Raw genomic sequence first — 16,746 nt, 5'->3', positions numbered from 1 at the left:
GCCACCCATGTACGTCCACGCACCTTGACGCCCGCAAACGGATTAGCAAGCACGTAGCGCTGCTCGATCAGCAGCGGAACAGTGCGCCGACCACTGGCAGCGCGTAAGCACCCGAACACGAAGACATACTTTGCAGTCGGGCACGCTTGCGCAGCAGGTCATAGGTAGCCCCAAGCCACGGCTGCGGCGACATCATCCGGAAAGATGACGCCCATCCATATCCTGGTGCAAAAGTCGGAAATGTACCCGGGTCGGGTTTCGCCGTTTGTCTTCCGGTTGCGATCTGTTATATGCTGAATTCGATAGCTGCGCATAAAAACACAGGAGCGGACTTGTGGAAAATCGTTCTGGTCAACAGCCGCGCTCTCGTTCTGCCGCTGGCGACCTCTGGAGGGCAATGAAAATAGCAAGCGTTGCCAGCATCGTGCTGCTTTCTTTCGCAACAGGGCTTGTTCCCACACTATCGATTGCCGCGACTCCAGTCTCGGACACAGCAGTCACCATCGGTTTCATCACGGATTTCTCGGGTCTATACGCAGACAACGACGGTCCCGGTGGGCTCGAGGCAGTACGTATGGCAATCGCGGATTTCGGTGGAAAAGTGAATGGAAGGCCGATAAAGCTGCTCTATGCCGATCACAAAAACGAGGCAGACATCGCCGCGTCACGCGCGCGCGAGTGGGTCGACCGTGACGACCTGAACATGCTGCTCGGCGGCACGAACTCGGCGACCGGTCTTTCGATGAACCAGGTGGCGGCCGAAAAGCATCTGGTGTACATCAACGTGGGTTCGGGCGTCGATGCATTGACGAATGAACAATGCACGCCCTACACCGTCCACTATGCGTACGACACGACCGCGCTCGCAAACGGCACCGGTGCGGAGGTGACGAAGCAGGGCGGCAAAACGTGGTACTTCATCACGGCAGACTATGCGTTTGGCAAAGCGCTCGAAAAGAACACGTCTGACGTGGTGAAAGCGAATGGCGGCCAAGTACTGGGCTCGGTACGCCACCCGCTATCGGCTTCGGATTTCTCGTCGTTCCTGTTGCAGGCGCAATCGTCGAAGGCGCAAATTCTCGGCCTCGCCAACGCTGGCGGAGACACCGTCAACGCGATCAAGGCGGCGCAACAATTCGGAATTACGACGACGATGAAGCTCGCCGCCTTACTGGTGTTCATCGGCGACATTCATAGCCTCGGTCTCGAGACCACGCAAGATCTCGTGCTAACGGATAGCTGGTATTGGAATAAGGACGAGAAGACGCGTGCCTGGGCGCGGCGCTATTTCGACAAGATGAAGAAGATGCCGTCGAGCCTCCAGGCCGCCGACTACTCCGCTGCTACGACCTACCTGAACGCCGTGAAAAGCGCCGGCACCACTGATCCTGACAAGATTATGGCGCAATTGCACAAGACACGCATCGACGACATCTACGCGAAAGGGTATATCCGCGAGGACGGCAGCATGATTCACGACATGTATCTGATGCAGGTAAAAAAGCCGTCCGAATCGAAACAGCCGTGGGATTACTACAAGATCGTCGCAACGATATCGGGCGAGCGCGCATTCGGCAGTAAAGCGCAAACGCGCTGTACGTTATGGAAATAAACGCTCGCCCGGGGCGTGGGAATGTCGGAACGACGAAACGCGGAACCAGAAAAGCCAGAACTTAAGCGTCGCGGTCTTTCAGGAAAGACAACACGCTCTTGACGAAAGAATCCGAGTACTGGAATAGCGACCCGTGATTCGCGTCGGGGTAGATGATCAGTTCCGCGTTGGGCAGGTTCTTTTTTAGAATGAACGAATTGATCGTCAGAATGATGATGTCGTTGTCGCCATTCACAACCAGAACCGGTTGCTTGATCTGTTTCAGGTAAGCATACGGATCGGGCTTCGATGCACCCCATGTCGCGATCGCGGCGAGTTGTGCCGGCGCGACCTTCTTCTCGTCCACCTCCACATCGCGATTCTTTTGCCGCGCTTCCATACGCTTCAGGAAGGCTTGGCCCGCCTTCTGGCTAGCCTCGGACGGTGTAAAGAAAACGCCGAGCCAGAGGTCGTCCGGATGTGCGTACTTCTTGCCGAAGACGGCGCGTGATTCCGGCGTCTGCGTGGTCATACCTTCGCCACTACGCGGCCCCGTTCCGGCAAGCACAAGGCGGCGTACGAGTTCGGGATGATCGAGCGCGATCTGTTGCGCGATCAGGCCACCCATCGAAAAGCCCAGCAGGTCGACCCTGGTTAGACCCAGCGCGGTGATGAAACTGGTCGCGTCGCGCGCCATTTCGTCGATGGTGACAGGCACTTCGCCGCTCGTACCGGCAATGCCTGTGTTGTCGAAGATGATCACTTCACGATCGCGCGCGATTCCACCGGTGATCGCCGGATCCCAGTTGTCCATATTGCCGAGGAAGTGCATCAGGAATACCAGCGGCACGCCGCCGTTCTTGTTGCCGAAGCGCCGATACGCGAAGCGGATGCCGTCTGCTTCCACGAATTGCGTGGGCGCTGTCATAGGCAAGCGGTTGAGGCCCGCCGTCATCGTGGTGCCGGTGCCTTGCACCGTGGCCGCCGATGCATTCGCCGTGGAGGCGGCAGTCGCGGCAATCAGAGTGCCTGCTGCGGCGAGGAAATTTCGTCTTAACATGTTGCTCTCCATCAAAATCCGTGTGCCCGTGGCACGCACGGCGCCGAATTCGTTGCGCTATCAAGGTTGGAGCGCACTATAGATTCTTCCATCAGCGCTGAGAAAGACTTCTTGGGCTGAGTGGCATGCCTGACAGGCATGGCGTCCGACACGTCACGCTGTGCAATTACACGCTGACTACGATTTTCCCAAACTGATTATTGGTTTCCAGGTAGCGGTGCGCCTCGACCATCTCATCGAAGGCAAAGGTCCTGTCTATCATTGGCTTCAGAGCGCCTGCTGCAAGACCCGCCGTAATAAATTCGACCGCTGCTTTCTGGCGGACCGGATCGCCGCTGGTATTCCAGATCGTATAGCCGAGAATCGTCGGTAACTTGATCAACAGATCGAGATAGGAGAACTGCGCGGGCTCCTCACTCAACGCGCCGTATGCGAGCAATATCCCACCCGTCTTCATGGCCTTCACCAGCTTGCCGAGACTCGGTCCGCCTACCGGGTCGAATACGACACGAGCGCCGACACCGTCGGTAATTCGCATGACTTCCGCAACCAGATCCTGTTCTTCGGTCACGATGACAAACGCGGCGCCGGCGTCGAGCAACTGCTGGCGTTTGGCCGCTGTACGGGTCAACGCGATCGGCGTGGCGCCTACCATGTTCACGAGCTGGATCGAGGCGAGTCCAACGCTGCTGGATGCGGCAGGAATCAACACGACGTCGCCGGCTTTAAGGTCTGCGGCCTCGATGAAGGCGCCGTACACCGTGATGAACATCATCCAGATCGACGCCGCTTCTTCGAAAGACAAGCCCGGCGGGTGCTTCACCACTGCCGATATTGGCGCAAGGACCAACTCGCCGTACATGCCATATTGGTTCTGTGAAAATGCCGGAACCGTATTGACGGCTTCGCCCACGACAAAGCCCGTCACGCCCTCGCCGATAGCCTCGACAAAGCCGGCCGCCTCGTAGCCGAGCCGTGCGGGAAGCTTTACCTCTTCGATGTACTCGCCGGTTCGCCACATCGACTCGGCGCGATTCAATCCCAGAGCCTTGACGCGAATGCGCACTTCGCCCGGACCTGGTGCGGGCACTTCGACTTCCTTGAATTCGAGAACTTCGGGACCGCCGGTAGAGGAAAATTCAATGACGCGTGACATAGTTGTCCTTCGGAGCAGTTAAGAGTCAGATCCGGTCGGATGATCCGGGCCGCAATCTGATTCGTTCGGAACCAATATAGGCCTGGCGCGTCATTAGAGGAATGCTCGTAACGGGATATAAGTCATTCCGCGCCGGGATAACTGTGCAGTGCAATCAGAATCACATCGTGCGTAATAGCGTGCGAATGCAAGGCCGGTCGAACCCCATTCATGCGTCGCATACATAACAGATAACCGGATTCCACATCTACCGCGCGAGCGTGCCGGAAGCTATCTTATGTCTCACAACACAAATATTAGAGTGAGGATGACGATGAGCCGTTCGGTACGCATATACGAGTTCGGTGGCCCCGAGGTGCTGCGAATCGAGGAGGTGCCCGTCGTCGTTCCCGTTTCCGGTGAGGTCCGCTTACGCATTCACGCAATCGGACTTAATCGGACCGAGCTGACGCTACGATCCGGCCGTGCGTATGCAAAGCCGGTGCTGCCGAGTTGTATCGGTTTCGAAGCAGCGGGAGTAGTCGATGCTCTCGGGCCAGGCGTCACCGGCTTCGCGATTGGCGACAGGGTAGCGCTCGTGCCGGCATACAGCGCAGCGCAATATCCTTTATACGGAGAGATGTCCGTCGCGCCAGCCCGTTCGCTGGTCAGAATTCCGGCGCATTCCAGTTTCGTGGAAGCAGCGGCGACGTGGTCCGCTTTCGGCACGGCATGGAGTGGACTGGTCGCGCTTGGAGAATTGCGCGAAGGGCAGGTCGTATTGATTTCCGCTGCATCGAGCAGCGTCGGCCTCGCGGCAATACAGATCGCCAGACGTCTCGGCGCGCGACCCATTGCCGTCACCCGACGCGCGGCCAAAGTGCCCGCTTTGCGCGAACTCGGCGTTGCCTCCGTCATCGTGTCGGACTCCGAGGACGTGGCGGCCGAGGTTGCTCGGCTCACTGGCGGCCGTGGCGCTGATCTTGTCTTCGACCCGGTTGGCGGACCGGGTTTAGCAAAACTCGCGAAAGCAACCGCGAGCGGCGGCTTGGTCGCGCTTTACGGCGCACTCGCGCCGGAGACAATCGCGATCGCACCTTTCGACCTGATCGGCCGCGATATCACGCTACGCGGGGTTTCGTTGACGACCCGTATGCTCGACGATCTGCAACTCGCCGCAATGAAAGCCTTCGTTGAAGAAGGAATCGCGGAAGGTGCGTTGCGTCCTGTAATTGCGCGCACATTCGCGTTCGATCAGATATCAGAAGCTCACCGCTACATCGAAGCAGGTGAACAGGTTGGGAAAGTCGTGGTGACGGTGTAGTTCGATGCCGCGACTCAATTGCCGAGTAACGCTCGCGCTGCCTTGAGGTCTTTGGTGTTACGTCCTTCGTCGAATTGCCTGTATAGCGGTGACACGAGTTCTTCGACAGAATAGTTCGGGTCCCGAGATTTCAGAAAGGACGCGAGACCGGTTGCGCATCGAAGTTGCCATGAAAGAAACCCGCCACTCGTGGCTCTGGCAAGTGCTTCCGAAAAGAGCGAACCGACCAGCGCGTTATCGACCGGCCCCTGGCTCGTCCACAGCAACTGCGCTTTTGCGCGCATCATTTCGGGAAGAGAGCATTCGTCTTTTGTATCGACTGCGCGCTCGACCGACGGCATCAGCAACTCATACGCCTGAGCATGCTTTCCATGTCCGACAAGCGCTTCGGCCGTAGCGGTGACGAACGGCGTCAACGAGAGATAAAAGCGCTTGGACCCAATGCGAGTCATGGCGGGGTAGATGATCTGGCTGTAAGCGGATGAGTTGCCCGACCGCAATTCAATCAGCCCCTGCCACATCTCGGCGCGCGCGCGCCAGGTCGCGATGCTGTGACGCCGCGTCTGCAACGCCAATTCATCGGTGGCTTCCTCCAGCATGAGATCGTCGCCGATCAGGATTGCCAGCGTGCAAACCGCCTCGCTCAGTGCGTAGCAGATCGACACCGGATGATCGAATTCGCGCGCATCTTCGCGCGCCTGCAAGGCAGCCGATCGGGCCTGGTCAACGTGTCCTTTGAACCATAGCGCGTGCGAAAGCGACGTATGCGAAAGCATCTTTTCGTCGTAAAGGAAACGCATGCGTTGCGCGCGTGGCAGCGCAGCGCCAGTGTTGGCGGCTCGGTCGAGTTCCAGCAGCGCAACATCGAGTTCGCCCTTCAACAATGTCGACATGCCGCCAAGCCGGTGCGCTGCCAGCTTGTCGCACAGCCATTCCGAGCGCGAGGCGACAGCCTCGAAAGTTTCGGCAAGCGCGGGCATTTGCGAGTACTGGCCGTTCAGGTAATAGCACATCCAGCGGCCCCAGATTCCAAGGAGCTGATAGCCGCCATTGCCGATCTTCGCTGCAATCTCGATCACCTTCTCGAAGGCATCGCTTGTCCGGCTGTCCACCGCGCAACAGAGAAGGCACATTCCGCGCGCGGCAAACAGCTTCATTTCGCGCTCGCTGCTGCGATCCGATGCATCAGCCAAGGTTTGGAGCGCCTTGTCGACGCGTGCGAGGCATTCGTCCAGCAAGGCAAGCTGCATCGACAAAGGAATGGCCGCGATCGTCAGATCGACAGCAATATTCGAGTTGCCCGAGGCGGAAAAACTCCACTCCACCGCCGCGCGAAGATCTTCGAGGTGCGACGCATAGCGACCTCCCCAGTCGACATCGACTCGCGCGGAGGCCTGGCTTTCCGCTTCCGCGAATATCCCGAGCAGGTATGCCGCGTGACGGCTGCGCCACTCGGACCAGGAGCCGTCTGCATGAAGTTTCTCCCGAGCATACTCGCGAGTCGTCTCCAATAAGCGGAAGCGGGCTTTCCCTTCTGCGGGAACCGCTGAAATCAGCGATTTGTCGACCAGTTCGAGAACGGCAGTGAACACGGCGTCTGCGGGAATTTCACTCGTTGCAGCCAATACCTGTGCCGACTCGATCGAGAAAGCGCCGGCGAAGACACTCAGGCGGTTCAGAATCGCGCACTGCGTCGCGGACAACAGGGTGTAACTCCAGTCGAGCGTGGCGCGCAGGGTTTGTTGCCGCGGCAATGCCGTGCGCGAGCCGCGCGTGAGCAACTGGAAACGGTCGTTAAGGCGATCCGCTATTTCTTCCAGTGGCATCAAGATCGCGCACGCCGCGGCAAGCTCGATGGCAAGTGGTATGCCATCGAGTTGCCTGCAAATGCGGATCGTCGCAGACAAGGTCCGCTCGTGACCCTGGCCGGTCGCGCACAGGTTGCCAGCCCGCTCTTCAAATAGCTGTACCGCGCCGAACTCGCGCGCGTTGAGAGCGTTTTCGTCGAGCGGAACGCTCAGTGAAGGGACGCGGTAAATATATTCTCCGCAAATGCGAAGCGGCTCGCGGCTTGTCGCCAGTACGGTCGCGCCGGGCGCGATGCAAAGCAGCCGTTCGCAGATTTGCGCCACTCCGTCGATGAGATGCTCGCAATTGTCCAGAATGAGCAGAAAGCGCCGGGTGGCGAGGACTGGCGCCAGTCGGTCGAGAGAGGGCGTACCGTCGCCGGGAGGAAAACCCAGCGCGACGGCGATCGTGCTCGGCAAGAAGTCGGCCGATGTAGTTGCCGCGAGTTCCGCCAGATATACGCCGTCCGGAAAGTGCGGCGCGAGTTGACGCGCGGCTTCGAACGCAAGCCGGGTCTTGCCGATTCCACCGGTGCCTGCCAGTGTGACGAGGCGACGGTTTAGCGCCGCATGGCAGACGTCCGCCAGCGCATCCGAACGTCCGAGTATGGGCGCGATATCCGCGGGAACGGGCACGCCGTTTCCTGCGGGAAGTTCCAGACGCGACTCGACCGATCCGCACGCGGCAAGTTCGCCCGTAAATTGATAGCCGCGTCCTGTGATGGTGCGAATAGCCGTACGGTCGCATCCCAAGGCGCGGCGCAATGTCGAGATTTGCCCTTCGACCGTGTTTTCCTCCACGATCCGGCGGGGCCATACGTGCGTAATGATCGCGTCCTTGCTGGCAATGTTGCCGCGCGACTCGACGAGAAAAACCAGCAGGTCGAACGCACGATCCCCAACGTCGACCTTTTTGCCATTGTGTAGAAGCTCTCGCCTTCCCGGCGCAACGGTGGTCGCCCCAAAAGAGAAGTCGCCTAGCGGAGAAGTTTGCGCATTCATGTCGGCTTTTTGGTCATCAAGCTCGGTTCTGGGGAGGGCGTCTCCAAGTATGGCATAGATGGATTCGGAAAAGCGATCCCGTCTATCGGCCATTATTGAGGTCAAAAGGACGTTCATTCTGCCTTCAGATCAGACCCGCACAATGAGTTGTCGGGTAGGTGAAAGCATTGTTCAATCTTTAGGATCTGCTCATACAGGCCACGTCCCCAAGGCTTCGCGCCAGTCGCATATAACGCGGCATTTGCAGCACTTCTCAGCTTGGCTCAGGCGGAATCAAGGATTAAATGCCGTGGTCGCAGTAGATTGCCTGCTGACGCGGCAGTCACTCTGTCGGCCCGTAACGGCCCGCCGCCCGTCCGCATATATGCAAGTACTTATCCTGCTTTGGAATGAGCGTTATTCGAAACGCCGTCTTTGTCGGGCTTAAGGGAATGGATAGAGTGCGATCGGGACGCCGGCAAAACCGTCTCATGCTCATCAGACGAAACCGGAAATATCATGGATAAACTTTTTTCCCCAATTACGGTTGGCCCATTTGTTTTGTCCCATCGCGTCGTTCTCGCACCGATGACGCGATTACGCACGATACAGCCATGCGATATCCCGAGCCCGATGATGGCGGAATTTTATGGGCAACGCGCGTCGAATGGTGGTCTGGTGCTTATCGAAGGTACCAGCATATCGCTGACGGCCAGATCCTACCTCGGCGCCGCCAGTTTCTTCCATGACGGACAGACCGACGGCTGGAAGGCGGTCGCGGACGCGGTGCACGCGAAGGGCGGCCGGGTGTTCATGCAATTGATTCATGGCGGCCGCCAAAGCCACGTCGAGATGACGGGTGGCGAAGATCCAGTGGCCCCCTCCGTGGTGCCGTTCGACGGCGTTGCGCTGACGAAAGACGGTTTCGTACCTGCCTCACCGCATCGAGCGCTCGAGCTAGCCGAGATTCCCGGGATCATCGAAGATTTTCGTATTGCGGCGCAGCGTGCAATGGACGCCGGCTTTGACGGCGTCGAGCTTCATGGCGCCAACGGCTATCTGGTCGACCAGTTCATTCAGGACGGAACCAATAAGCGGGACGACGCGTACGGCGGCCCGGTCGAAGCTCGCGTCAGATTCCTGCGCGAAGCGGTCGAAGCGCTGATTTCGGTCTGGGGAGCGAATCGTGTCGGCGTGCGCATTTCGCCGTCGGGAGAATGGGGCGGTATTTCCGATAGCGACCCGGAGGCAACTTTTAGTCACGTAGCCAAGGTGCTGCACGGGTATGGCATCGCCTACCTTCACGTGATCGAACCGCGCGTGAAGGGCGACGACACCCTGCACGATGGTCATCCACCGGTCGCATCGAGCTATCTTCGACCGCACTTCAGCGGACCGATCATCGCGGCGGGTGGATTCGATGGCGAGAGCGCGCACGCCATCGTCAATTCTGGCAACGCCGACCTGGTCGCCTTCGGCCGGCACTTCACGTCGAACCCCGACTTACCCTACCGCATTCAGAACAGACTGCCGCTCGCGCCGTATGTACGCGCGGGCTTCTGGGGCGGCGACGAAAAGCTTTACACGGATTTCCCCACTTACGACGGCAAACATGGACGCTGAGCCGTACGTCACCCACACCGGTTATTCCTGGAGATTCAGATGACGCGTATTGTTCAGTTTGCCAAAGCGGGCGGTCCCGAGGTGTTGGAGTTTGTCGATGCATCCGATCGTGCGCTCGGCGCGAGCGAGGTCCGGATTAAAGTCAAGGCGATCGGGATCAATCGCGCGGAGTCGATGTGGCGTACGGATATGTACATCGAGCCGGTGCAATTTCCGGCCGGTCTCGGTTACGAAGCGGCCGGCGTGGTCGATGCGGTTGGCGCCGACGTGACGGGCATTGCCGTAGGTGACGACGTGAGCGTGATTCCGTCGTTTTCGATGAACCAGTATTTCACCTACGGCGAAGTGGTCGACCTTCCGGACTACGCGGTGGTCAAGCATCCCGGGACGCTCTCGTACAAAGAGGCGGCTTCCGTCTGGATGATGTTTATCACGGCCTACGGCGCGTTGATTGAAGACGCGAAAGTCGGCAAGAGCGACTTTGTTCTCATACCGGCCGCATCGAGCAGCGTGGGATTGGCTGCGATTCAGATTGCCCGATACGCGGGCGCGACGCCGATTGCGCTCACCCGTACATCGGCAAAGAAGGAACAACTGTTGGCTGCCGGCGCAGCCCATGTCATCGCTACCCACGAAGAGGACATGGTCGCGGAGGTCATGCGAATTACCGAAGGAAAAGGCGCGCGAGTCGCGTTCGACCCGATAGGCGGACCGGGCTTTCCGAAGCTAATCGACGCACTGGCTTTTCAGGGCATCGTTTATATATACGGTGCGCTGGCGGAGGGCGTGACGCCCATGCCGGTGCTTGCGATGATCGCGAAGATGCCGACTATCAAAGCCCACAACATCTGGCTGACGAGCGGCGACGAAAACCGCCGCAAGGCCGCCGTGGAGTATGTCACTGCCGGTCTGGCTAGCGGCGCACTGAAGCCGGTTATCGATCGTACGTTCGCGTTCGACGATATGGTCGAGGTACATCGCTATCTGGAGAACAACGGGCAGTTCGGCAAGGTCGTCGTGACGGTCTGAAGCGCGCTGAAGACAAGATAATGGGTGTTTGGGGCATGCTGGCCCCGAACACCCGTGCGCGCGTCGTGTGCACGATAGGCGAATCGCTTTCCTCTGATCGCCGGCCTCGGGGTCGTGACAAAGGTAGCAAGCATTCTCTGGAGGCCACCCCGTGCGTGGGGTGCGTCTCGCCACGCCCCAATGATTTCACGCTAGCAAAAGTAACGATCAGCACAGCATCCGGAATCCGCTCATGAGCCACCAAAGCATTGCAAAAGACGAACCCGTTCTCGAATGGCTGGCGCGACGGCCAACATCGGAGATCGAGGCTAATGAAACGATTACGGCAGCGTACTCGCGCGTTCGGGCCCAGACCGACGCGCTGGTTCGAACACTCGAGCCGGAGGATCGGGTCGTGCAATCCATGCCCGACGCAAGTCCGGCAAACTGGCATCTTGCGCACACTAGCTGGTTCTTCGAAACCTTCGTGCTGGTGCCGCATGTGCAGAACTATCGCGTGTATAACGACCAGTTCGCGTATCTCTTCAATTCCTATTATGAAGCGGTCGGCCCGCGCCAGCCACGGCCTCGGCGCGGTCTGCTGACAAGACCGACCAGCCGGGCAATCGATGCTTACCGCAAGAGCGTCGATGTGCAGATGCAAAAGCTGTTCGCCGCCGGACTGCCTGAAACCATCGAGCCAATCGTCCGGCTCGGCATCGCACACGAACAGCAGCATCAGGAACTGATACTGACGGACATGCTGCATCTGTTCGCGCAGTCGCCATTGAAGCCCGCGTTTCGGCCGGACTGGCCCCGGCTCAAAAAAAGCCGGAACGCGCAGTTCGTCCGTCACCCGGGCGGGTTGCGAGATGTGGGTGTAACGGGAACCCAGTTCGCATTCGATAACGAAGGACCGCGACACAAGGTTTGGCTTGAGCCCTTCGAGATCAGCGATCAACTCGTGACCAACGGCGAGTGGATCGAGTTCATGCAAGACGGCGGCTATTCTCGCGCGAGTCTCTGGTTTTCCGAGGGATGGGCGCTCGTGCAACAGGAGCAGTGGCAAGCCCCGATGTACTGGCAACGATCCGCCGACGACACCGGCTGGCTTTCGATGACGTTAGCCGGATTGCGGGCAATCGAGCCCGACGAGCCCGTTTCGCACATCAGTTATTACGAAGCCGCAGCGTTTGCCTGTTGGGCAGGCGCGCGCCTGCCCACCGAGCATGAGTGGGAAATCGCAGCAAGCGCGGGACTTCTTTCTCAAGTCGACACTGAAGTCTGGCAGTGGACCCAAACCGCCTACGCGGCCTACCCAGGGTTCCGCGCCAGCGACGACGCGATCGGCGAATACAACGGCAAGTTCATGGTCGGTCAAATGGTGTTGAGAGGTGGGGCGCAAGCCACACCGGATCAGCACACCCGGCTGTCGTATCGCAACTTCTTTTATCCCTCACAGCGCTGGATATTTTCGGGCCTCAGACTGGCTCGTGACGCCAGCTCGCTCTTGAAGAGCGATCACGAAAACGCGGCATTCAGAAAATCCGTTCTTGATGGCCTGTCCGATGGTCGCAAAAGAACGTCACCGAAATACTTCTACGACGAGCGCGGCTCGCAACTCTTCGAGGCAATATGTCGCGCTCCAGAGTACTACGTGACCCGCGTCGAGAATGAATTGCTTCGTCGTATCGCCCCCGAGATTGCCGACGCCATTCACGATAGCCGCGTGCTGGTCGAATTCGGCAGCGGCGCGAGCGAAAAAACGCGTTATTTGCTGGACGCCGCCGGACAGATCGACACCTACATTCCCGTGGACATCAGTCGCTCCGCGCTCGAAGAGGCCGTGGAGAAGATCACTTCGGCGTATCCACGGCTGCGCGTCGAGCCTGTCGTGGCGGATTTTACGGCGGAGTTCAGGCTACCTGTCGATCAATCGCAAGGGCCGCGGGTCGGATTCTTTCCGGGCTCCACGATCGGCAATTTCTCTCACGCGGAAGCGGTCGAATTTCTTGCTGCCGCCAGGACTTTGCTTGGCGCGGACTCGCGTTTCATCGTCGGCGTGGACCTGGTCAAGAGCCGGGAGACGTTGATCGCCGCATACGACGACTCGCAAGGCGTAACCGCAGCCTTCAACAAAAACCTGCTGGTGCGGATTAACAGCGAGTTGCAAGGCGACTTCGCGGCCGACGAATTCGACCACGCGGCGGTCTGGAATGAAGCGCTGAGCCGTATTGAAATGCATCTGGTCAGTCGCCGCGACCAGATCGTCACGGTGTCCGGCCGCGCGTTCGCATTTAAGAGCGGAGAGAGCATCCACACGGAAAGCTCGCACAAATTCACCTTGCGCTCCTTTGGCGAACTCGCCCGGTCGTCCGGATGGGCGGTGGGCCAATACTGGCTAAGCGCCGGCGGCGAGTTCGCGATTATCAGTCTCGCGGCTGGCGGACGGTTGGATCAATGATGAATGGCGAGCATGTCTTTGTCTTCCCTACTCAAATATTAAGGAGCACCCTGTGCCGTTAGTTCATGTTTATATGGTCAAAGGACGAGGCGCGGAGGAGATTCGTCAGACGCTGGACACTATCCACCGTGTGGTTGTGTCGACCTTCAAGGTGCCGGTGCGTGACAGATATCAGATCGTCCATGAACGTGACCCGTCGCACTTTATTGTCGACGATACCGGGCTCGGAATAAGTCGATCCGAGAAGGTCCTGCTCATCCACGTTATCAGTCGAGCACGCACGCAAGCGGCGAAGGTCGAGTTCTATCGAGCCGTCTGCGAAGCGCTACAGGAGTCGTGTGGCGTGAGCTCGGACGATGTCATGCTCACGTTCACGACCAACGACGACGAAGACTGGAGTTTTGGCCGCGGACGCGCGCAGTTTTTGACAGGCGATCTTTGAGCAGACAAAGCTCGCCGCAACACCACGGGAGACTAACTGTGAAGACTACCCCTAAGCAGAACAAGGCGCTTCTGCTTGAAGCGTTCGACACGCTTTTCAATAAACGCGACTATGCCGCCGCCGAGTCTTTCTGGTCTGAAGACTACATCCAGCACAGTGCTCATATTGCGCCGGGACGTAACGGGCTTTTCGATCTCATACGGGCCCTGCCCGAAACGCTGCGCTACGAGAATCAACTAGTCGTGGCCGAGGGCGATTACGTGATAGCTCACGGTCGGTTTTCTGGAAACGGCCGGCCGGCGGCCTGGATTGCTGCGGACGTAGTGCGTTTTGCCGACGGCAAACTGGCCGAACACTGGGATGTCTTGCAGGACGAGGCAACGCGGGCTCAATCAGTGAGCGGGTTGCCGATGTTTGGAGACAGCTTTCCCCTGTGATGACGTTGTAGCGGCGAGCGAGCAGAGGTTTTATCGCCGCACGGCAGACGCCGTGCGGCACACATCAGGAAAGTTCTTCGATCGAATCCACTCGGTCGGTATAGAACGCCACATGGTCCTTGATCTGCTCGACAGCGGAATAGGGCGACTCGTAAGTCCACACCGCGTTGACCGAGCGTTCTCCACCCAGGGGAATGGAAAAGTACGCGGCGTCGCCTTTGTACGGGCAGTAGCTCGCATGCGCGGTCCGTTCGAGTTTCGTCATGTCGAGATCTTTTCTCGGTATGTAAAAAACCGGCGGATAGCTGGCTTCCCGAAGGGTCAACGCATCGGTCGAATCGGCTATCACTTCTCCTGCCAGCTTCACGACGACACGTTTAGCGTTGCGTTCGATTGAAATAGGATGGTCGGGGCCGGGAATCTTCACGGTTTTTCCCGCGCCTGCGGCACTGGTTGTCGACATGGTGTTCTCCTTGAGTGATGGGGAGTAATTGCTGGACGCGGGTCCGGCAGATGGGAATCGGGAAAAATTGCGCAACGGCGTCTTAACCGTTCACGCTGTCATGCCGCCATCGACACTGATGTTCTGCCCGTGAATGAAGCGGCCTGCTGATGACGCCAGAAGCAGCGCGAGCCCTGCTACGTCGCCGGGTTCGGCTATCCGCTGCATGGGTGTTGCTGCTGCAACCTGCGCTTCGCGGCCCGGGTCTTCCCATAGCACGCGCGAGAAATCGGTTCTCACAGGCCCAGGGCAAATCGAGTTGACGTTCACGTTGAATGGCCCAAGCTCGATCGCAAGGTTTCGCACATATTGATCGATTGCAGCCTTCGCAACGGCGTAAAGCCCGAGTTGGGCGGTTCCGCGTTTGGCAACACGGCTCGACATGAAGATGATCGACCCATCGCGCCGGTCGATCATGTCCCGGCTGAAGGCGTTGATCAACGTGAGGTTGCGCTTCACGTTGTTGGCCATCACGTCGTCGAACTCCTTCTCCGTGCGTCCGATCATCGGGCCATTCGGCGTGTTTGCCGCGGCGTTGAGCACCAGCACATCGATACGGCCGAATGCGTCTTTGGCTGTGCGAGCAAACGTCTCGACGCTTTCAGGATCATTCAGGTCCATCACCAGCGCGCGGGCGCGGAACCCCCGGCTTGAAAGATGAGCCTCGGTCTCTGCGGCGCTCTTTGCGGACCGTCCTGATATCACCAGTGTTGCTCCGGCGGCGCCGAGTGCTTCGGCGATCGCCTGTCCCATGCCTTTGGTGGCGCCGGTAACCAGCGCTACTTTTCCCGACAGATTGAACATGTCCATCCGATGATCCTCTGACTGTGTTTGGCGCTCTGCTTAGTGCGAGTCAAGCTGACAGCCAAGACTATGGCGTCGGCGATCAGAAGTAAATGTCGAAGATGGGATAGGGCTTATTCCGAACCGGGATGACCGAGCGTTTCCTCGACGTCGAATACTCACTTCCGTTGCTCGCGGTTTTGCCATTTTTCTGGAATGAAGCCTATCCAGTTTCGCCTCTATTTCAACCGGAAGACGGCGCATAGAGTTCACCTCGACGCGGCGTGCCGCATACCGCAGCGCGCTTTAACGCTTCCGAGGAGTCGAACATGTCGACACAGTTTTCTTCCAGTCCAGTGTCTCGCGGACAGTCTGCGCAAGCAGCCACATTGCCTATAGCCGGCCTGCTTGCCTTGGCAATGACGGGTTTCGTGGCCATCGTAACCGAGACATTGCCAGCGGGCTTGCTTCCGCAAATTAGCCATAGCCTCGCAGTACCTGAATCATGGGCGGGTCAGCTCGTCACGCTCTATGCGCTCGGCTCGGTTGCCGCCGCCATTCCTGTCACCGCGGCAACGCGAAGCTGGCCGCGCCGTACGGTGCTGCTCATCGCGATTGTCGGCTTCCTCGCGTTCAACACCATCACGGCGTTGTCGCCGTGGTTCTGGCTGACATTGATCGCGCGTTTCATGGCCGGAGTCGCAGCGGGGATCACGTGGGGGCTGGTGCCCGGCTACGCGCGGCGTATGGCGCCCACTCATCTGCAAGGCAGGGCGATGGCGATTGCGCTGGTCGGTACGCCTATCGCACTTGCGCTCGGCGTGCCCGCCGGGACGTGGCTGGGTGACCTCCTGAACTGGCGCGCCGCATTCGGCGTGATGTCGGCGTTGACGGTCGCTCTGATTCTGTGGGTTATCTGGAAGGCGCCGCGGCTGTCGGGTCAGCCTGCTGGCGAGGGCCCAGGCATTCGTGCAGTTTTTGTGACGCCCGGCGTGCGTCCGGTTCTGTTCGTCATCCTTGCCTGGATGCTGGCGCACAACATTCTTTATACCTATATCGCGCCGTTCCTCGCGCTGGCGCATCTGACCCAGCACGTCGATCTCGTGCTGCTCGTGTTCGGATTGTCCGCGATTGTCGGGATCTGGATCACGGGTGTTCTGGTCGACCGGTGGTTGAGAGTGCTGGTACTTGCCAGCCTCGCGGCGTTCGCTGCGGCGGCCGCTGCGCTGGGCATCGACGGCACCTTGCCGGTGGTCGTGTATCTCGCCGTGGCTATCTGGGGACTCACATTCGGCGGTGCCGCTACGTTATTGCAAACCGCTTCCGCGGATTCCGCCGGAGACGGCGCCGACACCGCACAGTCGATGATCGTCACCGTATGGAATGCGGCTATCGCGGGTGGCGGGTTGCTGGGGGGCATTCTGCTCGACACGACCGGTGTCGGCCCGATGGCGTGGGTTCTCCTCGCCTTACTGCTGACCGCACTCCTTGCTGCGTGGCGCTCACGCGCCCACGCGTTCAAACCAGGCCGCCGGGCGGCAGTCTGAAG

Annotated in this window: 13 protein-coding genes; 8 read left to right on the top strand and 5 right to left on the bottom strand. The window is 59.1% G+C overall.

The features are described 5' to 3' along the window. The first annotated feature begins 424 nt into the window (after positions 1–424). Positions 425–1,612 (top strand): ABC transporter substrate-binding protein, encoded by a 1,188-nt coding sequence (locus HWY05_RS26730; RefSeq protein WP_347880821.1) that lies wholly within the window; start codon positions 425–427, stop codon positions 1,610–1,612. Positions 1,613–1,673: 61 nt separating this feature from the next. Here the strand turns inward: HWY05_RS26730 and HWY05_RS26725 are convergent, their stop codons facing one another. Further along, a complete protein-coding gene (locus HWY05_RS26725; RefSeq protein ID WP_347880817.1) occupies positions 1,674–2,651 on the bottom strand; it encodes an alpha/beta hydrolase in 978 nt (325 codons plus the stop codon). 166 nt (positions 2,652–2,817) lie between these two features. Continuing rightward, the gene (locus HWY05_RS26720) at positions 2,818–3,807 is read right to left on the bottom strand and encodes a zinc-dependent alcohol dehydrogenase family protein (protein WP_176060187.1); all 990 of its coding nucleotides are present in this window, start codon (positions 3,805–3,807) and stop codon (positions 2,818–2,820) included. A 277-nt stretch (positions 3,808–4,084) separates the two neighbouring features. Here HWY05_RS26720 and HWY05_RS26715 point away from each other — a divergent pair, with 277 nt between their 5' ends. After that, a complete protein-coding gene (locus HWY05_RS26715; protein WP_347880816.1) occupies positions 4,085–5,110 on the top strand; it encodes a zinc-dependent alcohol dehydrogenase family protein in 1,026 nt (341 codons plus the stop codon). A gap of 14 nt (positions 5,111–5,124) precedes the next feature. On the opposite strand, the gene HWY05_RS26710 is transcribed toward HWY05_RS26715, so the two are convergent. Beyond that, complete coding sequence (locus HWY05_RS26710) at positions 5,125–8,076, bottom strand: winged helix-turn-helix domain-containing protein (protein ID WP_176060185.1); 2,952 nt, start codon at positions 8,074–8,076, stop codon at positions 5,125–5,127. 381 nt (positions 8,077–8,457) lie between these two features. On the opposite strand from HWY05_RS26710, the gene HWY05_RS26705 reads away from it, so the two are divergent. The 5 genes from HWY05_RS26705 (at position 8,458) to HWY05_RS26685 (ending at position 13,912) form a co-directional block, all read left to right on the top strand. Beyond that, positions 8,458–9,561 carry an alkene reductase gene (locus tag HWY05_RS26705; protein ID WP_176060184.1) on the top strand — a complete coding sequence of 368 codons (1,104 nt, stop codon included), beginning with the start codon at positions 8,458–8,460 and terminating at the stop codon, positions 9,559–9,561. A 39-nt stretch (positions 9,562–9,600) separates the two neighbouring features. After that, positions 9,601–10,590 carry a zinc-dependent alcohol dehydrogenase family protein gene (locus HWY05_RS26700; RefSeq protein ID WP_176060183.1) on the top strand — a complete coding sequence of 330 codons (990 nt, stop codon included), beginning with the start codon at positions 9,601–9,603 and terminating at the stop codon, positions 10,588–10,590. 232 nt (positions 10,591–10,822) lie between these two features. After that, on the top strand, positions 10,823–13,033 hold the full coding sequence (gene egtB, locus HWY05_RS26695) for an ergothioneine biosynthesis protein EgtB (RefSeq protein WP_176060182.1): 2,211 nt from the start codon (positions 10,823–10,825) through the stop codon (positions 13,031–13,033). A gap of 52 nt (positions 13,034–13,085) precedes the next feature. Beyond that, positions 13,086–13,475: a tautomerase family protein gene (locus HWY05_RS26690; RefSeq protein ID WP_176060181.1), complete on the top strand. Its 390-nt coding sequence runs from the start codon at positions 13,086–13,088 to the stop codon at positions 13,473–13,475. A 38-nt stretch (positions 13,476–13,513) separates the two neighbouring features. Further along, positions 13,514–13,912: a nuclear transport factor 2 family protein gene (locus HWY05_RS26685; protein ID WP_176060180.1), complete on the top strand. Its 399-nt coding sequence runs from the start codon at positions 13,514–13,516 to the stop codon at positions 13,910–13,912. A gap of 64 nt (positions 13,913–13,976) precedes the next feature. Here the strand turns inward: HWY05_RS26685 and HWY05_RS26680 are convergent, their stop codons facing one another. Both HWY05_RS26680 and HWY05_RS26675 read right to left on the bottom strand, forming a co-directional pair. Continuing rightward, a complete protein-coding gene (locus HWY05_RS26680) occupies positions 13,977–14,375 on the bottom strand; it encodes a DUF427 domain-containing protein (protein WP_176060179.1) in 399 nt (132 codons plus the stop codon). A gap of 90 nt (positions 14,376–14,465) precedes the next feature. Beyond that, positions 14,466–15,224: a glucose 1-dehydrogenase gene (locus HWY05_RS26675; RefSeq protein ID WP_176060178.1), complete on the bottom strand. Its 759-nt coding sequence runs from the start codon at positions 15,222–15,224 to the stop codon at positions 14,466–14,468. Between the two features lie 302 nt (positions 15,225–15,526). Here HWY05_RS26675 and HWY05_RS26670 point away from each other — a divergent pair, with 302 nt between their 5' ends. After that, positions 15,527–16,744, top strand: a complete 1,218-nt coding sequence (locus HWY05_RS26670; protein WP_176060177.1) for an MFS transporter — start codon at positions 15,527–15,529, stop codon at positions 16,742–16,744. Positions 16,745–16,746 lie beyond the last annotated feature (2 nt).

It is taken from the genome of Paraburkholderia sp. BCC1876, assembly GCF_902833695.1.
Classification (GTDB): domain Bacteria; phylum Pseudomonadota; class Gammaproteobacteria; order Burkholderiales; family Burkholderiaceae; genus Paraburkholderia.
Note: the sequence above shows the minus strand (reverse complement) of the source record. Positions and strands in the feature narration are given on the sequence as shown.

Excerpts from the sequence above, each read along its gene's own strand:
- HWY05_RS26725 (WP_347880817.1), bottom strand. The coding sequence starts at position 2,651 with ATGTTAAGACGAAATTTCCTCGCCGCAGCAGGCACTCTGATTGCCGCG.
- HWY05_RS26720 (WP_176060187.1), bottom strand. The coding sequence starts at position 3,807 with ATGTCACGCGTCATTGAATTTTCCTCTACCGGCGGTCCCGAAGTTCTC.
- HWY05_RS26715 (WP_347880816.1), top strand. The coding sequence starts at position 4,085 with ATGTCTCACAACACAAATATTAGAGTGAGGATGACGATGAGCCGTTCG.
- HWY05_RS26710 (WP_176060185.1), bottom strand. The coding sequence starts at position 8,076 with ATGAACGTCCTTTTGACCTCAATAATGGCCGATAGACGGGATCGCTTT.
- HWY05_RS26705 (WP_176060184.1), top strand. The coding sequence starts at position 8,458 with ATGGATAAACTTTTTTCCCCAATTACGGTTGGCCCATTTGTTTTGTCC.
- HWY05_RS26700 (WP_176060183.1), top strand. The coding sequence starts at position 9,601 with ATGACGCGTATTGTTCAGTTTGCCAAAGCGGGCGGTCCCGAGGTGTTG.
- egtB (WP_176060182.1), top strand. The coding sequence starts at position 10,823 with ATGAGCCACCAAAGCATTGCAAAAGACGAACCCGTTCTCGAATGGCTG.
- HWY05_RS26680 (WP_176060179.1), bottom strand. The coding sequence starts at position 14,375 with ATGTCGACAACCAGTGCCGCAGGCGCGGGAAAAACCGTGAAGATTCCC.
- HWY05_RS26675 (WP_176060178.1), bottom strand. The coding sequence starts at position 15,224 with ATGGACATGTTCAATCTGTCGGGAAAAGTAGCGCTGGTTACCGGCGCC.
- HWY05_RS26670 (WP_176060177.1), top strand. The coding sequence starts at position 15,527 with ATGTCGACACAGTTTTCTTCCAGTCCAGTGTCTCGCGGACAGTCTGCG.